This window comes from Streptomyces sp. NBC_01485 (genome assembly GCF_036227125.1).
Taxonomy (GTDB): Bacteria; Actinomycetota; Actinomycetes; order Streptomycetales; family Streptomycetaceae; genus Streptomyces.
Genome location: NZ_CP109435.1, coordinates 8,201,510 through 8,223,075 on the forward strand (window position 1 = coordinate 8,201,510; position 21,566 = coordinate 8,223,075).

The following is a 21,566-nucleotide window of genomic DNA, read 5'->3' on the forward strand; positions in this document are numbered from 1 at the left end:
TCTCGTGGGGGCTGCCTAGACTGACCGGCGGGCGGCTGCCGAGCCGCCGGTGACGAGTCGATCGGGGCCGGAGCGATGTGCGCTGCTGCACGGCGGGTGACGTTGAACGACGTCGCCGCGGCGAGCGGGGTCTCCCGCGCCACGGTGAGCTTCGTGCTCAACGACGACCCGCGGCAGACGATCTCCACGCCGACCCGCGAGCGCGTCCTGACGGCCGCCCGCACCCTCGGCTACGTTCCGCACGGCATCGCCCGGGCCCTGCGCGAGGGGTCCTCCCGGATCGTCGTCCTCGACGTCGGGCACGGGCGGACGGAGGGCAGCTTCGCCCGCAGCTACGTCCGTGGCCTCGACGCCGAACTCGCCGCCCACGACCACCTCCTGCTGGTCCGCCACGGCAGCCACAGCCACCACAGTCACCACGACCACCTCGCGCCCCACTCCGACCGCCACCGGCAGGTGCTCGACGCGATCGCGCCTCGCGCCGTGCTGCGGCTCGACGAGGCGGCCTGCGGAGGCGACGGCGACGGGGAGCGCGACGGGGGGAGCGGCTGCGCCGCGCACGCGGACCCGGCCCGGGCGCAGCTCGGCCGCCTCGCCGACCGCGGCCACCGCCACGTCGCCCTGGCGCTGCCCGCCCACGACGTCCCGCCCGCCGAGGCCCGTCTGCGGGTCGCCCGGGAGACGGCCCGCCGACTGGGCCTGGCACCGCTGACCTCCTTCGTGGTGCCCCGGCCGAGGGCGGCGGGCACGGAAGCGGTCCGCGCCCTGCGCGCCGAGCACCCCGAGGTGACGGCGGTCGCCGCCTTCGACGACCCGGTGGCCCTGCGCACCCTCACCGCCGTCCAGGACCTCGGCCTCACCGCCCCCGACGACCTCGCCGTCATCGGCTACGACGACACCGGGTACGGCGAACTCGTCGCCCCCGCGCTCACCACCGTCCACCTCGACGCCGAGCCCTGTGGCCGCCGCGCCGCCCGCATGGTCCTCGGCCTCGACGCCTCCGGTCCGGGGACGACGCGGGGCCGGGTCGTCGTACGGGAGTCGGCGTGACCCGGCACGTCCTGGTGCTGGGCGGCACCACCGAGGCACGTGAACTGGCCGCCGCCCTCGCGGCCCGCCCGGGAGTGCGGGTGACCTCGTCGCTGGCGGGCCGGGTGTCCCGGCCGGGGGCGCTCGACGGGGACGTACGGATCGGCGGGTTCGGCGGGGCGGCGGGGCTCGCCGACTGGCTGCGCGCACAGCGGGCGGACGCCGTCGTCGACGCCACACACCCCTTCGCCACCGGCATCACCGCGAACGCGGCGAGCGCCACGGCGGCGACCGGCCTGCCGCTGGTGGTGCTGCGCCGCCCGGGCTGGCGGGCGGGGGCCGGGGACCGCTGGCACGACGTGGCGTCCCTGCCGGCGGCGGCCGAGCTCCTGCCCGGCATGGGCCGACGGATCCTGCTGACGACGGGCCGCCTGGGCCTCGCCGCCTTCGCCCACCTCGACGGCCCGCACTTCGTCGTTCGGTCCGTGGAACCCCCCAGCCCCCCGATGCCACCCGACGTCGAACTGGTCCTGGCCCGGGGCCCGTTCACCGTCGCCGACGAGCTGGCACTGCTGCGCGAGCACCGGATCGACGTACTGGTGACGAAGGACAGCGGAGGAACGGCGACCTCCGCGAAACTGACAGCCGCCCGGCGACTCGCCCTACCGGTCGTCCTCGTACGCCGCCCGCCACTCCCGCCGGACGTGACACCGGTCCCGGACGTCGCCACCGCACTCAACCGACTGGGGCTCGCTCTGCCGTGACGGGGGCAAGGAGGCGCGGAGGCGGTCGATGGCGCGGAGTGCCGTCGGGCACCCGGATCTCAGGGTGCGGCGGCCGCCGGCTCATGCTCCCGCTTCGGATTCGGCTCCGGGCGGTGTCGGGCCAGTCCGTCGTTGAGGTCCTCGACCAGGAGCCGCTTGGAGATGGTGTCCACCGCTGCCCGTAGGTCGCTGCCCGGACGGCGGCCGATGTCCTGTGCCACCCGTTCCTCCAGCCAGGCGCCCCATGCCTCGGTGATGATCCGGGCCTCGCGGGCGCCCGCCGCCGTGTGGGAGAGGAGGGAGCCGTCGCGGGTCAGGTAGCCCTCGTCGACCATCCGGTCGAACACCGGCAGCAGCACCTCCGGCGGCAGACTGCGGCGGGCGGCGATCAGTCCGAGGCCGGCGTGTCCGACCATCCGGGTGTACAGCTCGACCTGCATCACCGCCCACGCGCCGGCCGCGTCGAGGCGGGTGTCGGACTCCTCGACGATCCGGCGCGCGGTGTCCATGTCCGTACCGCCGATGATCTTCGCGACGGACGCCTCCAGCACCCGCCGCGAGTCCGCGCCGGTCGGCTGGCCGAACCCCTCGCCCATGTCGGTGGAGCCCAGTCGCGCGCTGTCGCGGAGTTGGACCTGCTTGAGGAAGAGGGCGACGACGAAACCGACGGCCGCGACCGGCACCGTCCACATGAAGACCGTCTGGATGGTGTCGGCGTACGCCCGGATGATCGGGGCGGCGACGTCGGAGGGCAGCCGGTGCAGGCCCTCCGGGCTGGTCGCCGCCCTGGTGACGACGGCCGGGGGCACGTTGCCGACAGCGGCCGCCGACGCGATCCCGTCCTTCAGGTTCGGCGTGAGGGAGTTGGTGTAGAGGGTGCCGAAGACGGCCGTGCCGAAGGAACTGCCCAGGGTGCGGAAGAAGGTGACGCCGGAGGTGGCGGTGCCCAGGTCGGCGTACTCGACGGTGTTCTGCACGGCGATCGTCAGCACCTGCATGCACAGGCCGATGCCGGTGCCGAGCACGAACATGTACAGCGACTCCGGCCACACGCCCGTGCCGGGCCCCATGAGGGACATGAGGTACAGGCCGACGCCCGTCACCAGTGAGCCGACGATGGGGAAGAAGCGGTACCGCCCGGTCCTGCTGACCACGGTGCCGCTGAAGATCGACGCGATGAGCAGCCCGAACACCATCGGCAGCGTCCGCACCCCGGAGACGGTCGCCGAGTCGCCGTCGACGTACTGCAGATACGTCGGCAGGTACGTCATCGCGCCGAGCATCGCGAAGCCGACGATGAAGCTGAGGATCGAGCAGACGGTGAAGACCGGGTTGGCGAACAGCCGCATGGGGAGCATGGGTTGCTCGGCCCGGGTCTCGACCCGGCAGAACAGGGCGAGCGCGATCGTGCCGCCCGCGAACAGGCCGACGACGATGCCCGAGCCCCACGCGTATTCCGTGCCGCCCCAACTCGTCGCCAGGATCAGCGCGCTCGCGCCGACCGCGACCAGCGCGATCCCCAGATAGTCGATGACCGGCCGGACCACCGACTTCACCACCGGGATGGTGCGGGCGGCCGCGAAGACGACGAGGATCGCGAGCGGCACGTTGACGTAGAACGCCCACCGCCAGGACAGGTGGTCGGTGAACAGCCCGCCCAGCAGCGGCCCGACGACGGTGGCCACACCGAACACGGCTCCGATCGCGCCCTGGTACTTGCCCCGCTCCCGCAGCGGGATGACGTCGGCGATCAGCGCCATCGCCGTGACCATCAGCCCGCCCGCGCCGATGCCCTGCAAGGCGCGCCAGGAGATCAGCAGCGGCATGTTCGTCGCCAGACCGCACAGGAACGACCCCGTGATGAAGACGGTCGCCGAGACCTGGAAGACCACCTTCCGCCCGAACAGGTCGCCGAACTTGCCGACCAGCACGGTCGCGACGGTCTCCGCGAGGAGGTAGGAGGTGACCACCCACGACATGTGTTCGGCGCCGCCGAGGTCCGACACGATCGTCGGCAGCGCCGTGCCCACGATCGTCTGGTCCAGGGCCGCCAGCAGCATGCCCAGCACGATCGTCGCGAAGACGATGTTGCGGCGTCGCGGGTCCAGAACGGGCGGCTGCGCGACGGCCGGCGCGGATCCCGGCGGCCCGGCGGTGCCCGCCGATTCCTCGGTCACTGTCACGCCGTCACGATCACACCGGTACGCCATCCGCGCACGTGGGGTGGCCCGCTCGGGGGCTACTCCGCGCCAGGGTTGCGGCGCAGCAGGTACGTGTCCATGATCCAGCCCTTGCGCTCACGAGCCTCGGCGCGCAGCCGCTCGATACGCGGGCCGGCCTCGGCGATCGGACCGGAGACCAGGATCTCGTCCGGCGTGCCTATGTAGGCGCCCCAGTAGATGTCGACGTCCTCCCCGGCGTACCGCCGGAAGGTCTGCTGGGCGTCCAGCATCACCACCACGTCGTCCACCCCCTCGGGGAAGCCCTCGGCGAGCCGGCGGCCGGTGGTGATCTGCACGGGCCGTCCCACCCGGTTGAGGCCCGTGCGATGCCGGGCGACGAGCGCGGAGACACTGCTGATGCCGGGCACGACGTCGTACTCGAAGGCCACCGCGCCCCGCGCCAGCACCTCCTCCAGGATGCCCAGCGTGCTGTCGTACAGCGCGGGGTCGCCCCACACCAGGAACGCGCCGCTCTCGTCCTCGCCGAGCTCCTCGGTGATCAGCCGCTCGTAGATGTCGGCGCGGGCGCTGCGCCAGTCGCCGACGGCCGGCGAGTAGGCCGCGCCGCCCGCCCCGCGGTCCCGCTCCGGATCCCGGGCCTCGACCACCCGGTACCCGCCCTGCGGTATGTGCGTCTCCAGCATGTCGTGGCGCAGCCGCGTCAGGTCGCTCTTCACCTCGCCCTTGTCCAGGACGAAGAACACGTCCGTGCCGCGCAGCGCCCTGACCGCCTGCAGGGTGAGCTGGTCGGGGTCGCCCGCGCCGATACCGATGACATGAATCTCTCGCACGCCACGAGTCTGCCGTACGCCACTGACAGTGACCGTGCCGGGTGCCGGGTGCCGGGTGCTGGGGTGCTGGGGTGCCGGGTGTCAGCGCAGGCGCGGTGCCCGGGTCCGCGCGTCCACCGCCGCGCCCGTCCGCTCCACCGTGTCCGCCAGCTCGCGCGCCCAGCCGGCCAGCCCGGCGAGGTCCATCCCGTACGCCCGACCCGGCCCCGGTCCCGCCGCCTTCGCCGCCCACTCCTCCACGGCCCCGGCGCCGCGCCGCAGCAGCCGCGCCCCGCCGGCGAGGTTCCCCCGGGCCGCGTGCGTCAGACCCACCGCGAGCTGGGCGAGCCCGCGCCACAGGGCGCGCTCCGACTCGGGGCCCGACTTCCAGGCGTCCTCGAAGACCTCGTGCGCGTGGAACGGCTTCCCGGCGTCCAGCAGGGCCTGCGCCTCGACGACGGTCTCCGCCGGCGTCCGGACGACGCCCTCGGGCTGCCGCTCCACCCCGGCCGTGCCGTACGGCAGAGGCCGGCCGAGCCCGTCCCGAGGCCGCGCGTTGCGCGCCCGCCCTTCGCCGTCCCGGTCCCGCGTCTCGGCGGGCCGGCCCCCGCTCGTCCCTCCTGTACTGCCCAAACCGTCCATACGGCGATTGTCCCGCGCCCGGCCCCCCGGCGGGCCATCGCCCGGTGTGGGGTAAAGTGCTGTTCGCGCGATCACACGGCACGCCGTGGGCGGCGCACCGGGACGTGGCGCAGCTTGGTAGCGCACTTGACTGGGGGTCAAGGGGTCGCAGGTTCAAATCCTGTCGTCCCGACTGGAGACAGTCGTAGGTCAGGGCCGGTTTCGGAGACGTCCGAAACCGGCCCTTGATCATTCTTGGGGACCACTTGGGGACCAGGATGCTCGGCGGGGGTTGTAGCGCACTTTGACCCGGTCAAGATGCGCCATGGAGCGGGCAGTAAGGCGCAAACGCTCATTTGACGCTTGTTCTGATGGTGTGTCAGGCGCTTGGCTGGCTGGTCGGACCCTGTCAAAAGTGCGAGCATCGATGGGCGCAGAGGGCAGGTGACGCTGAGCGCAGACCTGCTGAGCAGTTCTCCCGCACGCCCCCTGCCCGCTCACCGGGCTCGTGCCTCAGCTGATCGGTGAGCTCGCCCTCCAGTACGGACTCCACCACCCGCTTCGTCAGCTGTTGCAGCAGGCGACCCTCCCCGGTGAGCTTCACGCCACCGGCCTGAGCCCGAGCCGCAAACTCGGCAACCAGCCCGTCATCCACGGCGCGTCTCCCCGGCCTCGATGTCACTCGCCACGTCAGTCACCAACTGGCGTTTCCAGCCCGGGAGTTGCACCACTCACCGTACAGGCCCGCATGTAGGCGTTTCGGGCTCCGGCAAGACCACCTCGGTCCGCGCGATCGTCGGCCTGCAAGCGGCTACCGGTGGCACGATCCTCCTCGACGGCACCGCGCTCGGCAGCGGCCTGCGCGGTCGCGACCGGGCACAGCGGCACCGGGTCCAACTCGTGACGCAGCTCTCGGCTGTCGGTGCGTCGGGCTGAGCACGCTTCAGAGCTTCGGGATCTTCAGCGCGGCCCACGTCCTGGGGCCCGGGATCCCGTCCGCGTCGCCCGCGAGTTCGGGCCGGGAGCGCTGGAAGTCGGCGGTGTTGAGCCTGTCCGCTTCCGTCCATTCAGGGCCGGGACCGGAGGTGTAGTGCTTGCCGAAGCCGAGTTCCACCAGGCGTCTGCCGAGGGCGGTGACGAGAGGGCTGCGGCGGCCGGGATGGAAGTACGCCGTCCCGGGAAACGGCTCGTACAGCGGTGCCGTCGGATTCGCCGGGCCCGTCGTCGGCAGTCTCAGTCTCTGGCCCACGGTGATGGCGTCGGCGTTCTTGATGCCGTTGAGGGACAGCAGAGCAGCCACGGTGGTCCGGTGTGCGGCCGCGATGGAGGTCAGGGTGTCGCCCGCCCGCACGGTGTAGGTACCGGATCCGGTGTCCGGGGCGGCTCCCCCGTCGGCGGAGCGGGGGCTGCCCGGCACGATCCCGGTGTCTATGGCCCCGGGGTCCCAGTGGTCCTGGCCGGGGATCTGGGAGTGCCCGTAGTGGCCGCCCTTGTTCTCCCAGGTGGTTCTGGGACGCTCCGTCGCGAGGGCCGCGGTGGCCGGCGGGGCACCGACGGGCCACACGTCCGGGATGCCGTGCGCGCGTATCGCGGTGAGCAGCCGCTGGAAGTTCGGCTTGGCCTTCGGGTTGAACCCCTTCGTCCACGGAGCTTGCGCACGTCCCAGCACCTCGATCTGGATGCAGACCTTGCCGGTTCGGTTCGTGCGCTTCGTGCCGTCGTTCTTCAGTGCCCTGGCCGACAGGTTCAGGGGCCCGAACTGGCCCAGCCGGTCCGTGACAGGGCAGTAGATCACCTGCGGTTCCACCCCGGCGCGCATCAGGTAGGCGGCGATGGACGTGAAGTAGTCGCCGCCGGCCGGGGACTCGGTGGTGTGCCACACGGCACGCGGCGGCTCCAGCGGGGTGTCCATCGGCCCTCCGATGCGCTGGTCGCCGAACCGGGTCACGCCGTCGATGTACGCCGCGCCCGAGGCGGGGTGCGGTGCGTCGGCCATGCTGCTCAGGGTGGGGACGAACCCCTCGTGGGTCCCGGCCGTTTCGGTGGGCTCGTAGACGTCCAGGTCGCCGTCGTCGCGCAGGACCATGAAGGCGCCCTCGTGCCGGGGGTGTTCCTTGACGTGGCGCGCGGAGCCGGGGAGGGCGGCGATGGCGCGTACTCGGTCGATGTGGGCCTGGTCGACGGTGCCCAGATAGGTGGTGGTGATGTCCTGGGTGTCGGGGTCCGGGTGGTCGACCGCGACGTGGAAGGTGGCCATGCTGGAGTTCCGTTCTCGGGGCGGGGTGAGGAAGCGCGCGGGCGGTCAGGAGCTGAGAAAGCTCACTCGCTCGGCTGTCTCGATCATCTGGCGGGCGAAATCGCCGGAGCCGATGCTGCCGCGCTTCATTGTCGAGGCGATGCTGTCGGCGAGGTCGCCGATGGGCAGTCGGCCGCCCGGCCCCAGGGGGAGGGGGGCCAGGGTCGGGCCACTGGTCCCGTCGGGGGCACGCAGGGACTTGCCGAACCGGCCTTCGCCTGGGAGTTCCACCGCGAAGTGCACTGCCTCGGGCCGTTGCCGGACGTCGAGGCGGGTCAGCGTGCCGGCGAAGAGGCAGAGCATGATGTCGGGGGTCAGGCGGGTCATGCTGATCTGCTCCAGTGGAAGCTCCTGATCCTCGCCGAACGCCTCGACGGCCAGGCCGGGGTAGCCCGACACGACGCCGGATCTGATCAGGGCTCCGGTCACCGTCTTCGCCATGCCTATCGGCGGGCCCGACCGGTCCAGTTCGGCGTCCGCCGAGGTGAGGCGGCCGATGCTGAAGGCGCCGTCCAGGAGATGGCGTACCCACTGCGAGTCGAGGCTGACGAAACGGATGCTTTCCACCGGCAGCAGCCGCTCGTCGGGGACGAGGTACATCAGAGGGACGCCGGACAGGCCCGCCAGGCCCGTCAGCCAGGTGCGTACGGTGCCGGGGAGCGCGTCGTCGATGTCGGGGACTTCGAGCGGGTAGCCCGTGGTGGGTTCCAGGGTCGTCCGGAGCCGTTTCTGGCTGCGGCGGCGTTTCCAGTCGTACAGCGCGGTGGCGTAGTCGGTGCTCTGCAGTGCCAGCAGCCTGCCCAGCTCCCAGGCGGCGGCGTAACCGGTCTCGAACATGCCGATGTCCGGGTGGAAGCGCAGCAGGCGGTCCGCGGTGCGGGTCGCCTGGAGGGGAGCCGCTGCCACCGGGCCCGTCGTCAGAGGGCCTCGGTACCACGACACTGTCGTTCCGCCCTGCCGCAGGGTGTGCCGTACGGGGATCTGGCCCTGGCGCAGCAGGTCGTCCGCGGCGGCGTCACCGCTGTCGGGCAGCCGCAGGGGGCTGCCGTGCTGGGCCAGGTCGCGTACGAGGGTGGCGAAGTTCTGGCTCTCGGCCACGCAGGCGAACCGCCAGGACGCGAGGCTGACCAGGCGTACGGGCGAGCCGGGTTCGGCGGGGCCCAGGTCGAACCCGTCGGCGGTGTACCGGCCTTCCAACGACACCAGGTGTACGGTGCTCGACTCGTTCGCCGGGGGCAGCCTGTTCCCCAGGACCACCGCGACGTCCGGGGCCCCCTCGGTCCGCCGGAGGTGTGCCAGGTAAGGCAGTTCCGCGCCCGAGGGGAGGATCTCCTCCAGCACGGCTCTGGGGACGTCGATGACGGTTGCCTGGTCCTCGGGTGACTGGTGTGCCTCCAGCGGGCCGGAGGGGAAGTACGCCGGCCCGGCGGCGAGGTCGGCGAGCCGGACGGACTTCGGTTCGGGCCGCTGGGACTGGCTGAACAGGAGCAGCGCGAGCCAGGGGCCCTCGACGCCGGACGAGCGTTCCCAGGGCAGTGTCGGGCGGTCCAGCATGACGTGCGGCAGGACGTTGTGATGGTCGCCGAGGCTGCCGTCCGGCGGGAAGAGCGCCGTCACCCGGGCCGCCGGAAGCGAGAATCTGTCCGCGCTGACGGTGAACTGGCGGGTCGCCGCGAACGGCTGCGGGCTCTCGGTGATCGTCTGGGTGGTGGTGATCTCGTACTGTCCGGGCGGCAGGACCGGCTTGGAGTGATCGACGAACGTGATGGTGTCAGCCATGGGTGACCACCTGCGGGACCTCCAGGAACTGGTCGGCGCCGAATCCGGCGAGGTCGATCGAAGCGCCGCCGAGCACCGCGTCGATCAGGGACGCGCGGGCCGTCGTCACGGCGGGGTCGTGCAGCGCGCCGGTGATCGCGGCGGCGTCCTGCACGAGGACGCGGTCCGGTTCCGCGGCCGCCCAGCGGATCGCGTCCGGTTCGGTGAACAGGGGGGTCGCGCTCTGCAGCGCGGCGCTGGGGAGGGTGGGCGAGACGGACGGCTCCGTCGGTGGCAGTGGTCGTACCGTATAGCCGGTGAGCAGCTCTCCCACGAGCTGCGGCCGGTTGAGGGAGGCACCGAACTCGCTTCCCCAGAGCGCCGACGGGAGTTGCTTGGCGACGGGTTCGAAGGCGAACAGGTCGTCCATCGGCTTGCCGTCTTTGGTGATCTCGATCCGGTGTGTCGCGGTCGTGGACGCCACGCCCATCGGGCTGACCCCGAAGACCGTACCGGCGGTGCCTGTCGGCAGCGTCCGGTCCTGACCGTCCGGGCCGTGCACCGCGCGCGTGCTGGGGACGACCGAGTCGGTGACCAGCACCAGGCCGTGCGGGTCGACCACACCGAGGTCGGTGCCGCCGCCCGGGGCCAGCGCTCCGCCGCCCAGCGCGACGGTGGTGATCTCCTCGGCGGGCGGGAGCAGAGTCGCCCGGAACCTGTCCCACGGCATGGGGGCGGGCGCGGCGGAGCCCGAGGCGCCGAAGGAGATGGTGAACGAGATGATGCTCAGGTCGATATGGGCGCGACCGCCGAAGTCCGGGCCCCAGAACTCCACGTCCGCGCCCACGTGGGCGCTGATGGTGTGGCTGCCGAAGAACGAGAACGTGTACGAGGCGCCGACCGAGATGTGCGCGGATGCCTCGTAGTGGTACGGCTGCCACGCGATGAGGAAGTCCATCGACGCGTCGAACCATGCCTGCAGTGAGCCGTCGTGCCAGGTCGCGCTGAGGCTGCCGCCCGCCATCAGTGCCGCGGGGGTCAGCGCGAAGTAGGCGCTGCCTGTGAGCTGCAGGTGCGAGTTCACCTGCCAGTTGAAGCCGAGCCGCGGTACCACCGGGTAGTGCGCGGGCACGGTGAAGTGCGGGTGGTAGCCGCCGACGCTCAGGACGAAGTCACCGCTGTTCGGCCCCGCGAACCAGGTGCTGAACGCGAAGCCGCCGGTCAGCTTGCAGTCCCGGGACAGCAGATAGGAGTTCGGGGTGAGCTGGGCGGCGATCGAGAAGAACCCGTCGTCGGGTACGAAGGTTCCGCGCAGCGCCAGTTGCACCTCGGCGACCGGTGTGACGCCCGCCGCGCCCGCGTCCGACGCCGGCAGGACCAGCGTCGACAGCCCCATCATGTTCAGCTCGAACCGGTGACCGAAGCCGGCCGACAGGAGCAGGAAGGAGTCGACCATCTCGAACGAGGTGAACCGGATCCCGAACATCAGGAAGACGTCACCGGGGGACGGCGGCAGCGAGTCGTTCAGTCGCAGTAGCTGACCGCCCACGTCGGTGACAGGCGAACCGCCCCCGACCACGTCGGCGATCAGCGGGAACTCGGCGAGCCGGTCCACAGCGGGCGGGATCAGCCTGCGGTTGTAGCCGAAGCCCGCCGCCAGCCCGCGCACGAAGAAGAACGCCGGCCCGCCGATCGGCTTGTCGAGGAAGGCGTACACGAACAGGGAGGGGCCCTGCGGGAGTTGGAGGTAGGACCCGATCGCGCCGAGGGAGAAGTCGGCGGTACGGATGGTCGCCGCCCCGCCGTACGCCGGGTAGGTCGTGTCCCCGAACCTGACGGTGTTCTTCAGGAACGAGCCGCCGATCTCGACCGGCCCCGACGCGTACGAGAGGTCGAGTCCCGCCAGCCCGAAGGCCGGTATCGCGGTCGGGTCGGACAGTTCGACCCCGGCCTCCAGGCCGGTCAGGGTGAGGGTCAGCCCGGCCGCCGAGATCGAGGCGTCCAGCAGTACGGCGAGTTCGGCGCTCTGGCCGGGCGGATGGTCGTACCGCACGCCCACCCGCTGGATGTGGATCGGCCCGAAGGACCGCTGCACCTTGTACCAGAGGGCGCTGTCGGCGCTCTGCGTCGACTTGTCGGGTACGGGTGTGGTGGGTGTCGTGGGCTGGGTTCCCGCCCCCGCCACCGGCAGGGCCAGGGGCTTTTCCAGGGCGCCGAGCTTCAGCAGGCCGCTGATCAGGAAACCGGCGGCCAGGTCCCCGTCGGGGAGCTTGGCCACCTGGTCCGGCAGCATCGCGTTGACGGCGGCGACCTCGGCCGCGGCCAGGGCGGTGGAGGCCGCGACCAGCCGGAGCGGATCGAAGCCCATCTCGCCCGCGCCGAGATGGTCGCCGACGACCGGCAGGTGCGACAGGTCGACCGTGAGCGCCAGATCGGCGCCGAACAGGTACTTCGGTCCGTCGACGGCGAGGAAGGCGTCCTTCAGGTCCACGGTCAGCCCGTCCGGGACGAAGACGGCGGCGGACGGCAGCAGGGCGGCGACCAGGTCCTTCAGCGCGGGAACGGGGTCACCGGCCGCGTGGCTGTAGGCGGCGGTGAACAGGGTCGCCGTCGGCGCCTGCGCGAACCTCAGGTCGAACCGGGGCCTGAAGGGCCCGCGAGCCGTCGGTACCGTCGCGGCCAGCGCGGCGGTGAGGCTCCGCTGCCCGGTGTCGATCGCGAGCGTCACGTCCACCTCGGCGGTGTCGAGGGGGAACAGCGCCTCGCCGGTGAGGAAGAGGCGTCCGGTACCGGTGGACACCTCCATGCCGAGGTTCTCGATGACGAGCTGGGCGATCGGCGCGGGCAGGGCGATCGCGCCGAATCGGTCGGCGATGTCCTGGAACAGCCTGCCGACCGCGATCTGCTGGCCGGGGCCGGTCTCGCCGGTGAACTGCCACTGCTTCTCGGGCGCAGGATCGTACGCCGCGGTGATCTTGACCGCGACTCCGCCGATGAGGAACAGCGCCAGCGCCTCGAACGTGGTGCCCTTGTCGTGCTTGACGGAGAACATCACGTCGGTCAGGGAGAGCGAATCCGTCAGATGCCAGTCACCGGCCAGCTCCAGGAAGGCGCGGTAGACGGCGGTGCGTTCCTCGGTGGGCATCGTCAGGCCGAGGTCGAACTTGTCCACCGACAGGTCCGGGACCTCGGTGGGGTCGGCGCCGGTGAGGGCTGTGTAGACCTCGCGCATGCTCAGGGGGCCGTCACCCTCGCGCAGGGATCCGCCCAGCGTGCCGGCGCCGAAGTCGGCGCTGATCTGCAGGGTGCCGCTCTCGCCGATGCCGAACAGCCCCGTGAGGATTCCGGATGTCCGCGGTGACGACAGCGGGCTGTCGATCCGGAAGTGCAGGTCGATCGCCTGGAGATCCAGCAGGTTCGGGACGACCGTCCACTGTTCCCGGGTCTCCAGGGTCACGCTGATGTGGTCGACGGACAGGGTGGCCGGGGTCACCTGCATCTCGACGTCGCTGAGCACCACCGGGCCGGTGACGGAGAAGTCGAAAGGGACCGGCAGGACGGACTGCCCGACGAAGCCGGTCACGTCCGCGAGGCTGAGGTCGCCGAGTTCGCTGAAGTCCCCCGAGAACAGCAGGCTGTCGCCCCAGCCGGCGATCCCTGTGGAGACGAGCACGTTCCGCCGCGTTCCGGCCACGGTGACCGGTACGGCCGCGGTCACGGTGATCGAGCCGCGTGCCTTCCAGTCGATGTCGTAGTAGTTGAAGACGGGGTCCGAGGTGATCTCGTAGCGAAGCTCCGTGAGGGTGAACAGGCCCAGGCCGAGGGTCAGTCTCTCCGGCCCGTACAACAGGATGTCCGGGACGGGAGTCGTCGGGAAGTCCAGTGCCGCCGGGCCGCTCACCATGGTGATCTCACCGGTCAGGGTGTGGGTGACTCCTGGCATCAACAGGTCCAGGGCTGCCATCGGCGTGGTGACGACCAGGACACCGCCGAAGGTCATGGCGGTGGCGGCCGAGTCCAGGACCAGGACCGGTGACCGGAACCGCAGAGTGTCGAAGATCGAGTCCCGCAGGGGCGGGAACGCCTGCGAGAACGTCCAGTCAGGGGCACCGGTGGCCCGTACCACGACCCGTACGGAGTTCGGCGCGCTGGTGAAGGACACCTCCAGCGCCATGCCGGTGAACGGTCCCGAGGCACCGGTGCCCGTCGCCCTGACCCCGTCGGCGGTCTCCGTACGGCCTGTTACGGAGGACAGGACGAGGTGCCCGTCGGGGAAGAACGAGGCGAAGAGGTCGCCCACACCGGTCAGCGCGCCGACCGTGACATCGATCCCGGTGCCGGTCCGGCGCACCGCGTTCCTGATCTCGTCGGGAGTCATCAGCTCTCCGGGTAGTCGAGTGTGACGGTGCCCTGGGAACCGGTGGTGTACACTTTTCGCCTGCTCCAGATGCTGCCGTGGGAATAGTTTCCCCCTTTGTTGGGTTCCCAGACGAACGTCTCGTGTTCGTCCTTCAGCCTGTCGATGCGCTTTTCCTTTTCGAGTTTGTCCACGTAACCCTGGATCACCTCATAACTCGGGTGATGATGCTTTGGGATTTGCATTCCAGCGCTGGCGACGACAATTTTCGGGTTCACCCGGTCGACGAATTCCGGAGAGGACGAGGTCGTGATGCTGCCGTGGTGGGCGGCCTGCACGACGGTCACGTCCTTCAGCCGGTCCTTGGCCGTGTTCAGGAGGAACTTTTCGGTGCTGGTGGTCGCGTCGCCGCACAGCAGCAGCTTTTCGCCGAAGGCCTCGACGAGCGTCACGATGCTCCCCCGGTTGGGGTCCGTACTATGGTCTTTCGCGTAGTCTTTCGTGACACCGGCGGCCAGGATCGACACCTTGCAGTCCTTTTCGTCCACGATCAGAATGCCGTCCTGGTCACCTTTTCCGTCTTTTTGGCCTTTTCCGTCCAGCCGGTCGATTTTTTCCTTGGTGGTCGCCGCCTTCACGGAGGTTCCGTTGAGGCTGACCTCGCCATTCACGCCGTTGAGCGGGTCATGGTTCTTCACGACTCGCAGGATCGCGGGGTCTTTCACCTTCTTACGCAGGAAGGTGCTGGCCTCTCCTCCGGTGTACTCGCCGAACTGGGCACTGTGATAGCACTTGTAAATCTTGCACCCGTCCGGGAGTACTTTCTTGAGCTTGTTGCAGTGGTCGGCATCAGGGTGAGTGAGAATCAGGATGTCGATCTCTTTCACCTTGCCGAGAAACTTGGGATTGTTCAGAGTTTCCAGCGCCCGGTCCACGAGCGCCTGGTCGGCCTCTGCGTCGGTGAGGTTCTCGTCTTCTTTCTCTGTGCCGAGCGCGCCGCAGTCGAACAGGATGACCCGGCCCTCGGGTGTGCACAGCACGATGCAGTCACCCTGGCCCATCTGGATGAAGGCGATATGCAGGCTGCCGTCATTCCGCTCTCCGGGCGCTCCGGGCTTGCGTCTCGCCGCGGCCTGTTCACGCCTTCTTTTGAGGTCTCTCGCTTCCTTCTCGGCTGCTCTGCGAATTTTTCTCAGAGCCGCGTCCCGCTGGGGCTTGGTGGCGGAACGGGTCTCGCGCCTGGTGCTGTAGACCGGGATGGTTTTTATGCGTGCTCGCGATTTCGGGGGCATCGGTCACCTCATCCCGGGAAGGAGATCTGCCAGCGCCCTTGGCTGACCCGCTCGCCCTTGCTGGCCCAGGTGGCCATGGCGCGCCGGTTGTCGCCGATGAAGTTGAAGCCGGCGAAGGCGTATTCGTCGTGCACCACGTTCCGCAGGTCGAACTGCAGTTGCCCGTCCGCCAGTTTCTTCAGGATCTGGAGTTCGCCGGCGCCGATGGTGACGCCACCGATCTGGAGGCTGTTCACGACCGCGGTGTTGGCGTACACGTTGGAGAAGTCGTCGCTGTTGAGGTCGCCGGTCTTGAACGTGAACCCTTCCTGCCTGGCCTCGATGCGGTGCCAGAAGCGTTGGTGCTGGTGGAAACGCAGCACCGGGAAGGTCATGGGACTCGTGCTGTCCTGGAACAGCTCCAGGTACAGCGTCTTCCCGTCGACGGTGTCGGCCGTCGCGTTCTGCCGGCGCACCTGGAGGTGCCCGCTGCCGGTGTCAGCGACGAGCGGCGTGTTCGCGGGCAGCCCGCTGCGCAGGCCCTTCACCACGGCGGTCTGGACGAACACGTCGGAGAAGTCGTCGCTGTTGAGGTCGCCGGTCTTGAACATGAGCCCCTCGGGCCTGCCCTCGACGCGGTGCCAGAAACTGCCGCCGTGATGGAAACGCAGCGAGGGGTAGACCGTGCTGGGGCCGCCCTCCTGGAACAGTTCGAGGTAGAGCCGCTTGCCGCCGCCCGCGTTCGACTCCCGGCGCAGTTGCAGGTGTTCGGCGTCGGCACTGACCGTGAGCCTGGAGCCCGGTGCCGTGGTGCCGATGCCGACGTTATTGCCGAGCGGGTTGAGGGCCAGCGGCTTCGAGCCGTGCGACTGCGCCCAGCTGTAGTTCTGGTGGTAACCGAGCCGCAGGTTCGACTGGTTGGTGGGACCGAGGACGAGGGTGTTTCCGTTCGCGTCCTGGTTGGCGTTGACGATGTGCAGCCTCGCCTCGGGCGTGACGGTGCCGACACCGGTGTTCTGCTGGCTGTACAGCAGCGGCGACTTCTCGGCGAACAGGGTCACCGAGCCGTCCTGGTACCCCGGCACGTTGCGGTAGCCGACGACGATCGGCGCCAGGCCGAGCGACGGAACCGCGATCACCTGGGACAGCTTGACCACCAGCGTCCCGTCGGGCCCGAACGCGGTGGCCGACTGGGGGGTCAGCGTCCATTCGACGCGCTGCCCGAGTCTCTCCGAGGCGATCGTCCAGTCCGAACCGACCCCGCTGGCCTTCAGGCCGTCCAGCGTCGTGCCGGCCGCCGTACCCGCGCTCGTCAGCGCCCACTCGTGGGTCTCGCCGGCCTCCTGAAGGTCGTACGAGAGCGTGAACGAGGCGCCGGCCAGGGAGAGCGATGTGTCCCTCGACCGGTTGGCGATGCGGAAACTCAGGGTGTTCGGTGTGACGCCGTCGCTGAGCACCCGGTTTCCGCCGACGAACCCGATCGCGAGCGGGATGTCACGGCGGCCCCGCCGGTTGACGATGTCGAGGAACGCGGTGCGCTGCCCGGTCAGTTCGCTCTGCTCACCCGCGTACCGCATCCGCTGGTGCGTCAGCTCCACCCGGGTGCCACGGGTGCCGCGGCCCCCGTCGGCCGCCAGCCCCTTCAGCGCCACGTCGAAGGACGTGCCCCGTCCGATGACCATGGACTTGGGCGCCCCCAGATACAGCACGGTTCCGCCGGTCGCCGGGTCCGGGGCCCGCAGCAGCGTCCACTCGGCGGCGGCGACGGCCGGTTCGGGCGGGGTTGTGATGGTGCCCGGGCGCAGCCGCAGCGCGACGTGGTGCTCGGTGGCCGACACCGGGCCCGCCAGGGTCCGCAGCTCGATGTCCTGCCGGGAGGTGTTGGTCAGCCGCAGGATCATCGGCTGCCCTGCGGGGTTGTCGTCGATGAACAGCACCGGCTGCTGGTCCACGTCGAGCAGGGCGAAGTCCAGCGGATGCGCCCGTACGAACGCGGCCAGCGACGCCTCGTCGTCGGCCATGTCCCGCTGGATCTCGGCCTGGCTGAGCGCGTTGTCGTAGATCCGTACGTGGGACAGCAGCCCGGTGTACCGGCCCGTCCCGTCCGTGCCGGCCAGCAGCGGGCTCTGGGCGGTGGCCCGGTCACCGGTGAACGCGTACTCGCTCGCCTTGACCCCGTCGACGTAGATACGGGCGGTGTGCCCGTCGTTGACGCACGCCACGTGGTGCCATGAGTCCGTCGCTACGGCCCCGGGCGCGGTGGCGTGCCCGTCGCCGGGCTTCCCCGTGGTGGCGAACCGGTGCCTGAGCGTGCCGTCCGCGTCGAGTACGACGGCGAAGTCGCCCTGCGCCTTCGCCACGAGGCCCACCCGTGCGGCCCTCTTGGCCGACGGGTTGACCCATGCCTCGACCGTGTACGCGCCGAGTTTCAGCAGTGGTGTTTCGGCGCCGGTCACCTGGACGGTGGTGCCGTCGAACGCCAGTACGCTGCCGAACCGGTCGTCGGGGCGTGTCCCCGGCTTCCCGGCGACGGTGCCGGCCAGATGGTTGTCGGAGCTGTCCGTGACCTGGTTGTTCGAGGTCAGGGCGTCCAGGTGCCAGTGCAGCACCAGGTTGGCCGTCATTCCGCGGCTCCGTCCTGGGCCGCGGCGGACTTCTCCGCCTGCTGGTGGATCTTGCCGATCAGCTCGTACACCTGCGCGTACGGCTGGGTACCGAGCGCCTCCAGCAGGAGGTTGGTCTCGGCGAGCGTCAGCTCCAGGGTGATCATCGTGCTCCTTGGTCGGTCTGCGGGTCGCGCACCGGACGCAGCGTCAGCCAGCCCTCGCGCAGGGTCGCCCGAGCGGGGAGCCGGGCGTCGGGCCGTGGCGGATCGGCCTGCTCGAACCGGCCGGTCCGCCGCTGTTCCTGCCACGACCAGGCGTAACCGGGCTCGTCCGGCAGGGGTACGGCGAGATGGTCCGCGTCGGTGAGGACCGGCGCGGTGCGGAAACTGACGGCCATGCCCTCCAGGGCGTCCCGGAACATCCCGGCCGGGATCCGCAGCGAACGGGTCGGCAGGATCCCCGCCGTCGCGTGCACCGTGCCCCGGGGGTCGATCAGCATCGTCAGGTACTGCGGCGGCGCGTCGAGCGCTTGGACCAGGGGGTCCTCGGGGGAGCGGACGTCGTGCCAGAGAGGGCCGAGGCGCTGCGCCGAATCCTCCAGCCAGAACCCGAGGACCCCGTCGTCGAGGACCTGGTGCTCGCCGATCCTGACCGGGAAGCGGACCAGCGGGAAGTCGTCGGTCTCCCGGCAGGCGCGGCCCATGTCCTGCCGGAAGACGTTCCAGTCCTGGTGATTGGCCGGACGGCCCATCAGCTCCAGCGACACCCGCGCGCGGACCACCGCCAGCGGCTGGCCCATCAGCACGGCCCGGCCCCGGTGCTGGGCGTAGTCCTCCGGCTCGATGTACTGAAGAGTGGCGTCCAGATCCTCCAGGAACGTGCCCAGAGCGGTCGGCCCGGTGTCGTGTAGACGTTGCACGACCGCCCGCAGACGGGGGTTGGCGATCGCCTCGATCGGGCCCAGAGCCCCTCCGGGCAGCTCCCGCCACTGGGCGGACTGCGGCTGGGCGGCGTCCGGCAGGGCGTGCAGTGCGCCGATCGCCGAACCGTCGGCGGCGTACACGGCGAGACCGGCGTCGAGGTGGTCGGGTATCAGCCAGCCGCAGATCGGGGAGGTGTCCGGCAGACCGTTGGTCTGCCGGATGTCGTCCTGCGCGTCGAGCCACTCGAACGACAGCCGTGCGGGCTGGGCCAGCCGGGGCGGCATCGCCACCCAGTCCGGGTGCTCGGGCATCCGCAACTGTGTGGTGGTCCGGATCCGGTCGGCGTTCACGTCCTGGGCGGTGCCGAAGTTGTCCAGGATCCGTAGCCGCAGCACCCGCAGCGCACCCGCGCGGATCGGGTTGAAGTCGCTGAGCGGCTGCGGTGCGTGCCGCGTCTGCGCGCCCACCGCCTGTGCCACGTCGGCGGCGAACCGCTGGTGGCCGGGGAAGCCCAGCGGATCGGCTATCGGGAGCTGCCGGGTGAGCTTGCGCATGAGCAGGGCGTCGTTGAACCCGTTCAGGGCGGCGGACAGATTGCTGTCCTCGTGCTCCGCGAGATGCCGGTAGACACGGACGAGCAGAGCCAGCCGCCGGTCACTTCCGTGGGCGTCGAACCAGTCGAGCACGGGGGCCGGGTCCGCCAGGAACGCCTCGCGGGTCACCTCGGGCTGCCCCGACGCGTTGTGGAGCGGCAGCACAGCGCCCTGCAGGTAACGCAGCACCCGGGAGGACAGCACCGGCCGGGCGCCCGGCGACAGGATCGTCGTACCGGTGTAGACGTTGGCGCCCTTGTCCGGTATCTGCCGGACCGGCTGGAGCTCCACGTCACGGGGCGGCAGGACGTAGTTGCCGGTGACGAAGTCCTCGCTGTACCTGCGGTCGCGCGGATCGTTGTTGTTGCCGATCGTCGCGGGGAAGAACTCCACCTCCCATTCCAGCACCGTGGGATGCCAGGACGGTCCGGTCCACTCGGCGGCCGCGAAGTTCGGCACCGGCAGCTTCACCACGGCGGCGACGGCACTCGCCCGCAGGGCCCGCACGGCTTTCGGCGTACCCAGGTCCGGCTGGCCCTCGGCGGACAGGGCGCACTCCAGCAGCCCCTGAGGATGCAGCGCCCCGTCCTGCCCGTGGCGGTCACCGGGAGTGGCCGCCTGCCCGGTGAGCAGCACCACGGGATCATTGGGGAGCTGGTACGCCGGTGCGGGAATCTCGTGCAGGACGAAGGTGCTGCGGGCGCCCACGGCGATGGCGTTGAAATCCTTCAGCGCGACATCGACGGCCGTGCGCGCGTCGCGCAGCCGCTGGGCCAGGAGTTCGGCCCTCCCGGAGTCCTCGTCGAGCAGGCCCATCGTGCGCCGGAGGAAGAACGCCACCCGGTCCTGGTCCGGATACGAGTCCACCAGGGCGTCGTACGGATAGGCGCAGAGCTGGTACTTGTACCAGTCGGCGAACAACTGCTCGCGCACCGAGGTCAGTTGATGACGCGCCCGGTCCAGGTCGGTCTGGGTGACGTTCAGGAGATTCAGCAGGTCGCTCAACGCGTGGGGCACGGTGAGCTGTTCGCGTGCCTGCTTGTGCTCGGCGGTGACGCCGTCGGTGTCGTCCTGCCGCCGCAGGGACCACTGGATGCCGGAGGGCACGTCGTGGAAGGTGGCGGAGTGCCGGGACTCGCTCAGGCCGAAGCCGAGGTCCAGCGGCTTCGACTCCAGCTCGTCGGCGAAGGCCAGCGCCTCCAGGAGCTCTTCCACCTGGTCGGCGGACTCGGTGGGCAGGACGCTTCCCAGGTGCGCGGCGAGCGCCTCGGTGGCGGTGTTCCCGACGCAGACGCCGGTCTCGTCGTCCGCGTCGGACAGCAGGGGACTCGACTTGATGCCGGTGGCCGCGAAGGTCAGCTGTGCGTAGCAGAGCACCCGGCCCGGCGCCGGAGCGTCGGGACCGGCCGAGGGCGCCGTCCAGCCGAACCGGAGGCGGGCCGCCTCCTGCCAGCCGTGCACGTCCGGCGCCGCCGAGCCGTCACCCAGCGCGGTGGCGGGATCCTGGCCGGGGTCGTCGAACCAGCCGAGCACCTCGTACCGCAGGCCCTTCGGCGGGACGCCCGGATAGTCGGGGTCGTGGAAGCCGAAGACGCTGTGGCAGTTGCCGTACTGCGCCGCGAAGGTGGGCTCCCCGTATCCGACCGCGGTCAGCTCGGGGAGATACCGCGAGCGGTCGGTGGAGCGGCTCCAGACGTCGAGCGGTATCTTCCGGCCGAGCCGCCGGTACGGCAGGCCCGGCCCGGGTACCGGATAGCGGACCGCGGCGGGGTTGTCGTCGGACAGGTAGTCGCTCTCGACGACCCACTCCTCCTCCACCCGCCCGTCTCTGCTCCGGGTCACCAGCCAGCGGTTCGGCACCGCCGGGACGGCGGTGGTGCCGTCCTCGCGCTGGACCATCCGGGTCAGGCCGTCGGGCAGCGCCCAGTGGAGATGGATGCCGGCCCTGAGCCGGAAGTCCTCGTCCTGGAAGGGGGTCCGCACCATGATCTCGCTGACGTACGGGAGATCCTCGTTCTGGTCCAGACCGGTGGCCGGGTCGCGGTACGGGAGCCGGCTGAAGTCGTTGTCCGGTCCCCGCACATCGAGATCGCCGGCCAGGCACAGCGCGTCGAGGTGAACCGGCACGACCAGCGGTCCGCCGACGCTCACCGGTCTTCCGCCGTCGGGGTCGGACATACGACGGCTGTCCCTTGCGACACGGTTCCCCCCAGAGTCCGGCTGCCAGCCGAAAAGTGTCCCGGCCGGTTCAGCGAGCGTCACCGTAGTGGGCAAGTAGCCGTGCGAAACGCGCAGTTGATCCAAAGCGGCAGCACTGGAGGCGGCGGTCGCCACGGGAAAACGGGCCGACGCGTCC

General features: G+C 70.6%; 13 protein-coding genes, 1 tRNA gene and 1 pseudogene. 4 read left to right on the plus strand and 11 right to left on the minus strand.

The window, feature by feature from the left end:
• The first annotated feature begins 96 nt into the window (after positions 1 to 96).
• Positions 97 to 1,050 (plus strand): LacI family DNA-binding transcriptional regulator, encoded by a 954-nt coding sequence (locus OG352_RS36130; protein ID WP_329222699.1) that lies wholly within the window; start codon positions 97 to 99, stop codon positions 1,048 to 1,050.
• The gene (locus tag OG352_RS36135) at positions 1,047 to 1,793 is read left to right on the plus strand and encodes a cobalt-precorrin-6A reductase (protein WP_329222701.1); all 747 of its coding nucleotides are present in this window, start codon (positions 1,047 to 1,049) and stop codon (positions 1,791 to 1,793) included. The genes OG352_RS36130 and OG352_RS36135 overlap by 4 nt, the downstream gene beginning before the upstream one ends.
• Before the next feature lie 59 nt (positions 1,794 to 1,852).
• Here the strand turns inward: OG352_RS36135 and OG352_RS36140 are convergent, their stop codons facing one another.
• From OG352_RS36140 to OG352_RS36150, 3 genes are all read right to left on the minus strand, one after another.
• The gene (locus tag OG352_RS36140; RefSeq protein ID WP_329222702.1) at positions 1,853 to 3,976 is read right to left on the minus strand and encodes an MDR family MFS transporter; all 2,124 of its coding nucleotides are present in this window, start codon (positions 3,974 to 3,976) and stop codon (positions 1,853 to 1,855) included.
• 56 nt (positions 3,977 to 4,032) lie between these two features.
• Positions 4,033 to 4,806 (minus strand): precorrin-6A synthase (deacetylating), encoded by a 774-nt coding sequence (gene cobF / locus OG352_RS36145; RefSeq protein ID WP_329222703.1) that lies wholly within the window; start codon positions 4,804 to 4,806, stop codon positions 4,033 to 4,035.
• Between the two features lie 81 nt (positions 4,807 to 4,887).
• On the minus strand, positions 4,888 to 5,427 hold the full coding sequence (locus tag OG352_RS36150) for a DUF309 domain-containing protein (protein ID WP_329222705.1): 540 nt from the start codon (positions 5,425 to 5,427) through the stop codon (positions 4,888 to 4,890).
• A 98-nt stretch (positions 5,428 to 5,525) separates the two neighbouring features.
• Between OG352_RS36150 and OG352_RS36155 the strand changes: the two genes are divergently transcribed.
• Positions 5,526 to 5,599 (plus strand) — tRNA-Pro (locus OG352_RS36155).
• Positions 5,600 to 5,857: 258 nt separating this feature from the next.
• On the opposite strand, the pseudogene OG352_RS40155 reads toward OG352_RS36155, so the two are convergent.
• Positions 5,858 to 6,104: pseudogene (locus OG352_RS40155) on the minus strand (IS256 family transposase); the annotation flags it as partial.
• Here OG352_RS40155 and OG352_RS36160 point away from each other — a divergent pair.
• Positions 6,082 to 6,342, plus strand: a complete 261-nt coding sequence (locus OG352_RS36160; protein WP_329222706.1) for an ATP-binding cassette domain-containing protein — start codon at positions 6,082 to 6,084, stop codon at positions 6,340 to 6,342. The pseudogene OG352_RS40155 and the gene OG352_RS36160 overlap by 23 nt on opposite strands.
• 7 nt (positions 6,343 to 6,349) lie before the next feature.
• Here the strand turns inward: OG352_RS36160 and OG352_RS36165 are convergent, their stop codons facing one another.
• From OG352_RS36165 to OG352_RS36195, 7 genes are read right to left on the minus strand one after another with little or no spacing between them, the layout of a single operon-like run.
• A complete protein-coding gene (locus tag OG352_RS36165) occupies positions 6,350 to 7,663 on the minus strand; it encodes a LysM peptidoglycan-binding domain-containing protein (protein ID WP_329222708.1) in 1,314 nt (437 codons plus the stop codon).
• A 45-nt stretch (positions 7,664 to 7,708) separates the two neighbouring features.
• Positions 7,709 to 9,481: a hypothetical protein gene (locus tag OG352_RS36170; RefSeq protein WP_329222709.1), complete on the minus strand. Its 1,773-nt coding sequence runs from the start codon at positions 9,479 to 9,481 to the stop codon at positions 7,709 to 7,711.
• Positions 9,474 to 13,838: a DUF6603 domain-containing protein gene (locus tag OG352_RS36175; protein ID WP_329222711.1), complete on the minus strand. Its 4,365-nt coding sequence runs from the start codon at positions 13,836 to 13,838 to the stop codon at positions 9,474 to 9,476. The genes OG352_RS36170 and OG352_RS36175 overlap by 8 nt, the downstream gene beginning before the upstream one ends.
• Positions 13,838 to 15,109: a ComEC/Rec2 family competence protein gene (locus OG352_RS36180; RefSeq protein WP_329222713.1), complete on the minus strand. Its 1,272-nt coding sequence runs from the start codon at positions 15,107 to 15,109 to the stop codon at positions 13,838 to 13,840. Before OG352_RS36180 ends, OG352_RS36175 begins: the two co-directional genes overlap by 1 nt.
• Positions 15,110 to 15,117: 8 nt before the next feature.
• A complete protein-coding gene (locus OG352_RS36185; RefSeq protein ID WP_329222715.1) occupies positions 15,118 to 17,712 on the minus strand; it encodes a LamG domain-containing protein in 2,595 nt (864 codons plus the stop codon).
• The gene (locus OG352_RS36190) at positions 17,709 to 17,858 is read right to left on the minus strand and encodes a hypothetical protein (RefSeq protein ID WP_328477694.1); all 150 of its coding nucleotides are present in this window, start codon (positions 17,856 to 17,858) and stop codon (positions 17,709 to 17,711) included. The genes OG352_RS36185 and OG352_RS36190 overlap by 4 nt, the downstream gene beginning before the upstream one ends.
• Entirely contained in the window at positions 17,855 to 21,388 is a 3,534-nt protein-coding gene (locus tag OG352_RS36195; RefSeq protein ID WP_329222716.1) for a hypothetical protein, read from the minus strand. Before OG352_RS36195 ends, OG352_RS36190 begins: the two co-directional genes overlap by 4 nt.
• Positions 21,389 to 21,566 lie beyond the last annotated feature (178 nt).

What these genes read in the sequence shown, in the direction of transcription:
- OG352_RS36170 (WP_329222709.1), bottom strand. Translation starts at nt 9,481, where the DNA reads ATGGCTGACACCATCACGTTCGTCGATCACTCCAAGCCGGTCCTGCCG.
- OG352_RS36185 (WP_329222715.1), bottom strand. Translation starts at nt 17,712, where the DNA reads ATGACGGCCAACCTGGTGCTGCACTGGCACCTGGACGCCCTGACCTCG.
- OG352_RS36150 (WP_329222705.1), bottom strand. Translation starts at nt 5,427, where the DNA reads ATGGACGGTTTGGGCAGTACAGGAGGGACGAGCGGGGGCCGGCCCGCC.
- OG352_RS36175 (WP_329222711.1), bottom strand. Translation starts at nt 13,838, where the DNA reads ATGACTCCCGACGAGATCAGGAACGCGGTGCGCCGGACCGGCACCGGG.
- OG352_RS36190 (WP_328477694.1), bottom strand. Translation starts at nt 17,858, where the DNA reads ATGATCACCCTGGAGCTGACGCTCGCCGAGACCAACCTCCTGCTGGAG.
- OG352_RS36195 (WP_329222716.1), bottom strand. Translation starts at nt 21,388, where the DNA reads ATGTCCGACCCCGACGGCGGAAGACCGGTGAGCGTCGGCGGACCGCTG.
- OG352_RS36160 (WP_329222706.1), top strand. Translation starts at nt 6,082, where the DNA reads ATGTCACTCGCCACGTCAGTCACCAACTGGCGTTTCCAGCCCGGGAGT.
- OG352_RS36180 (WP_329222713.1), bottom strand. Translation starts at nt 15,109, where the DNA reads ATGCCCCCGAAATCGCGAGCACGCATAAAAACCATCCCGGTCTACAGC.
- OG352_RS36165 (WP_329222708.1), bottom strand. Translation starts at nt 7,663, where the DNA reads ATGGCCACCTTCCACGTCGCGGTCGACCACCCGGACCCCGACACCCAG.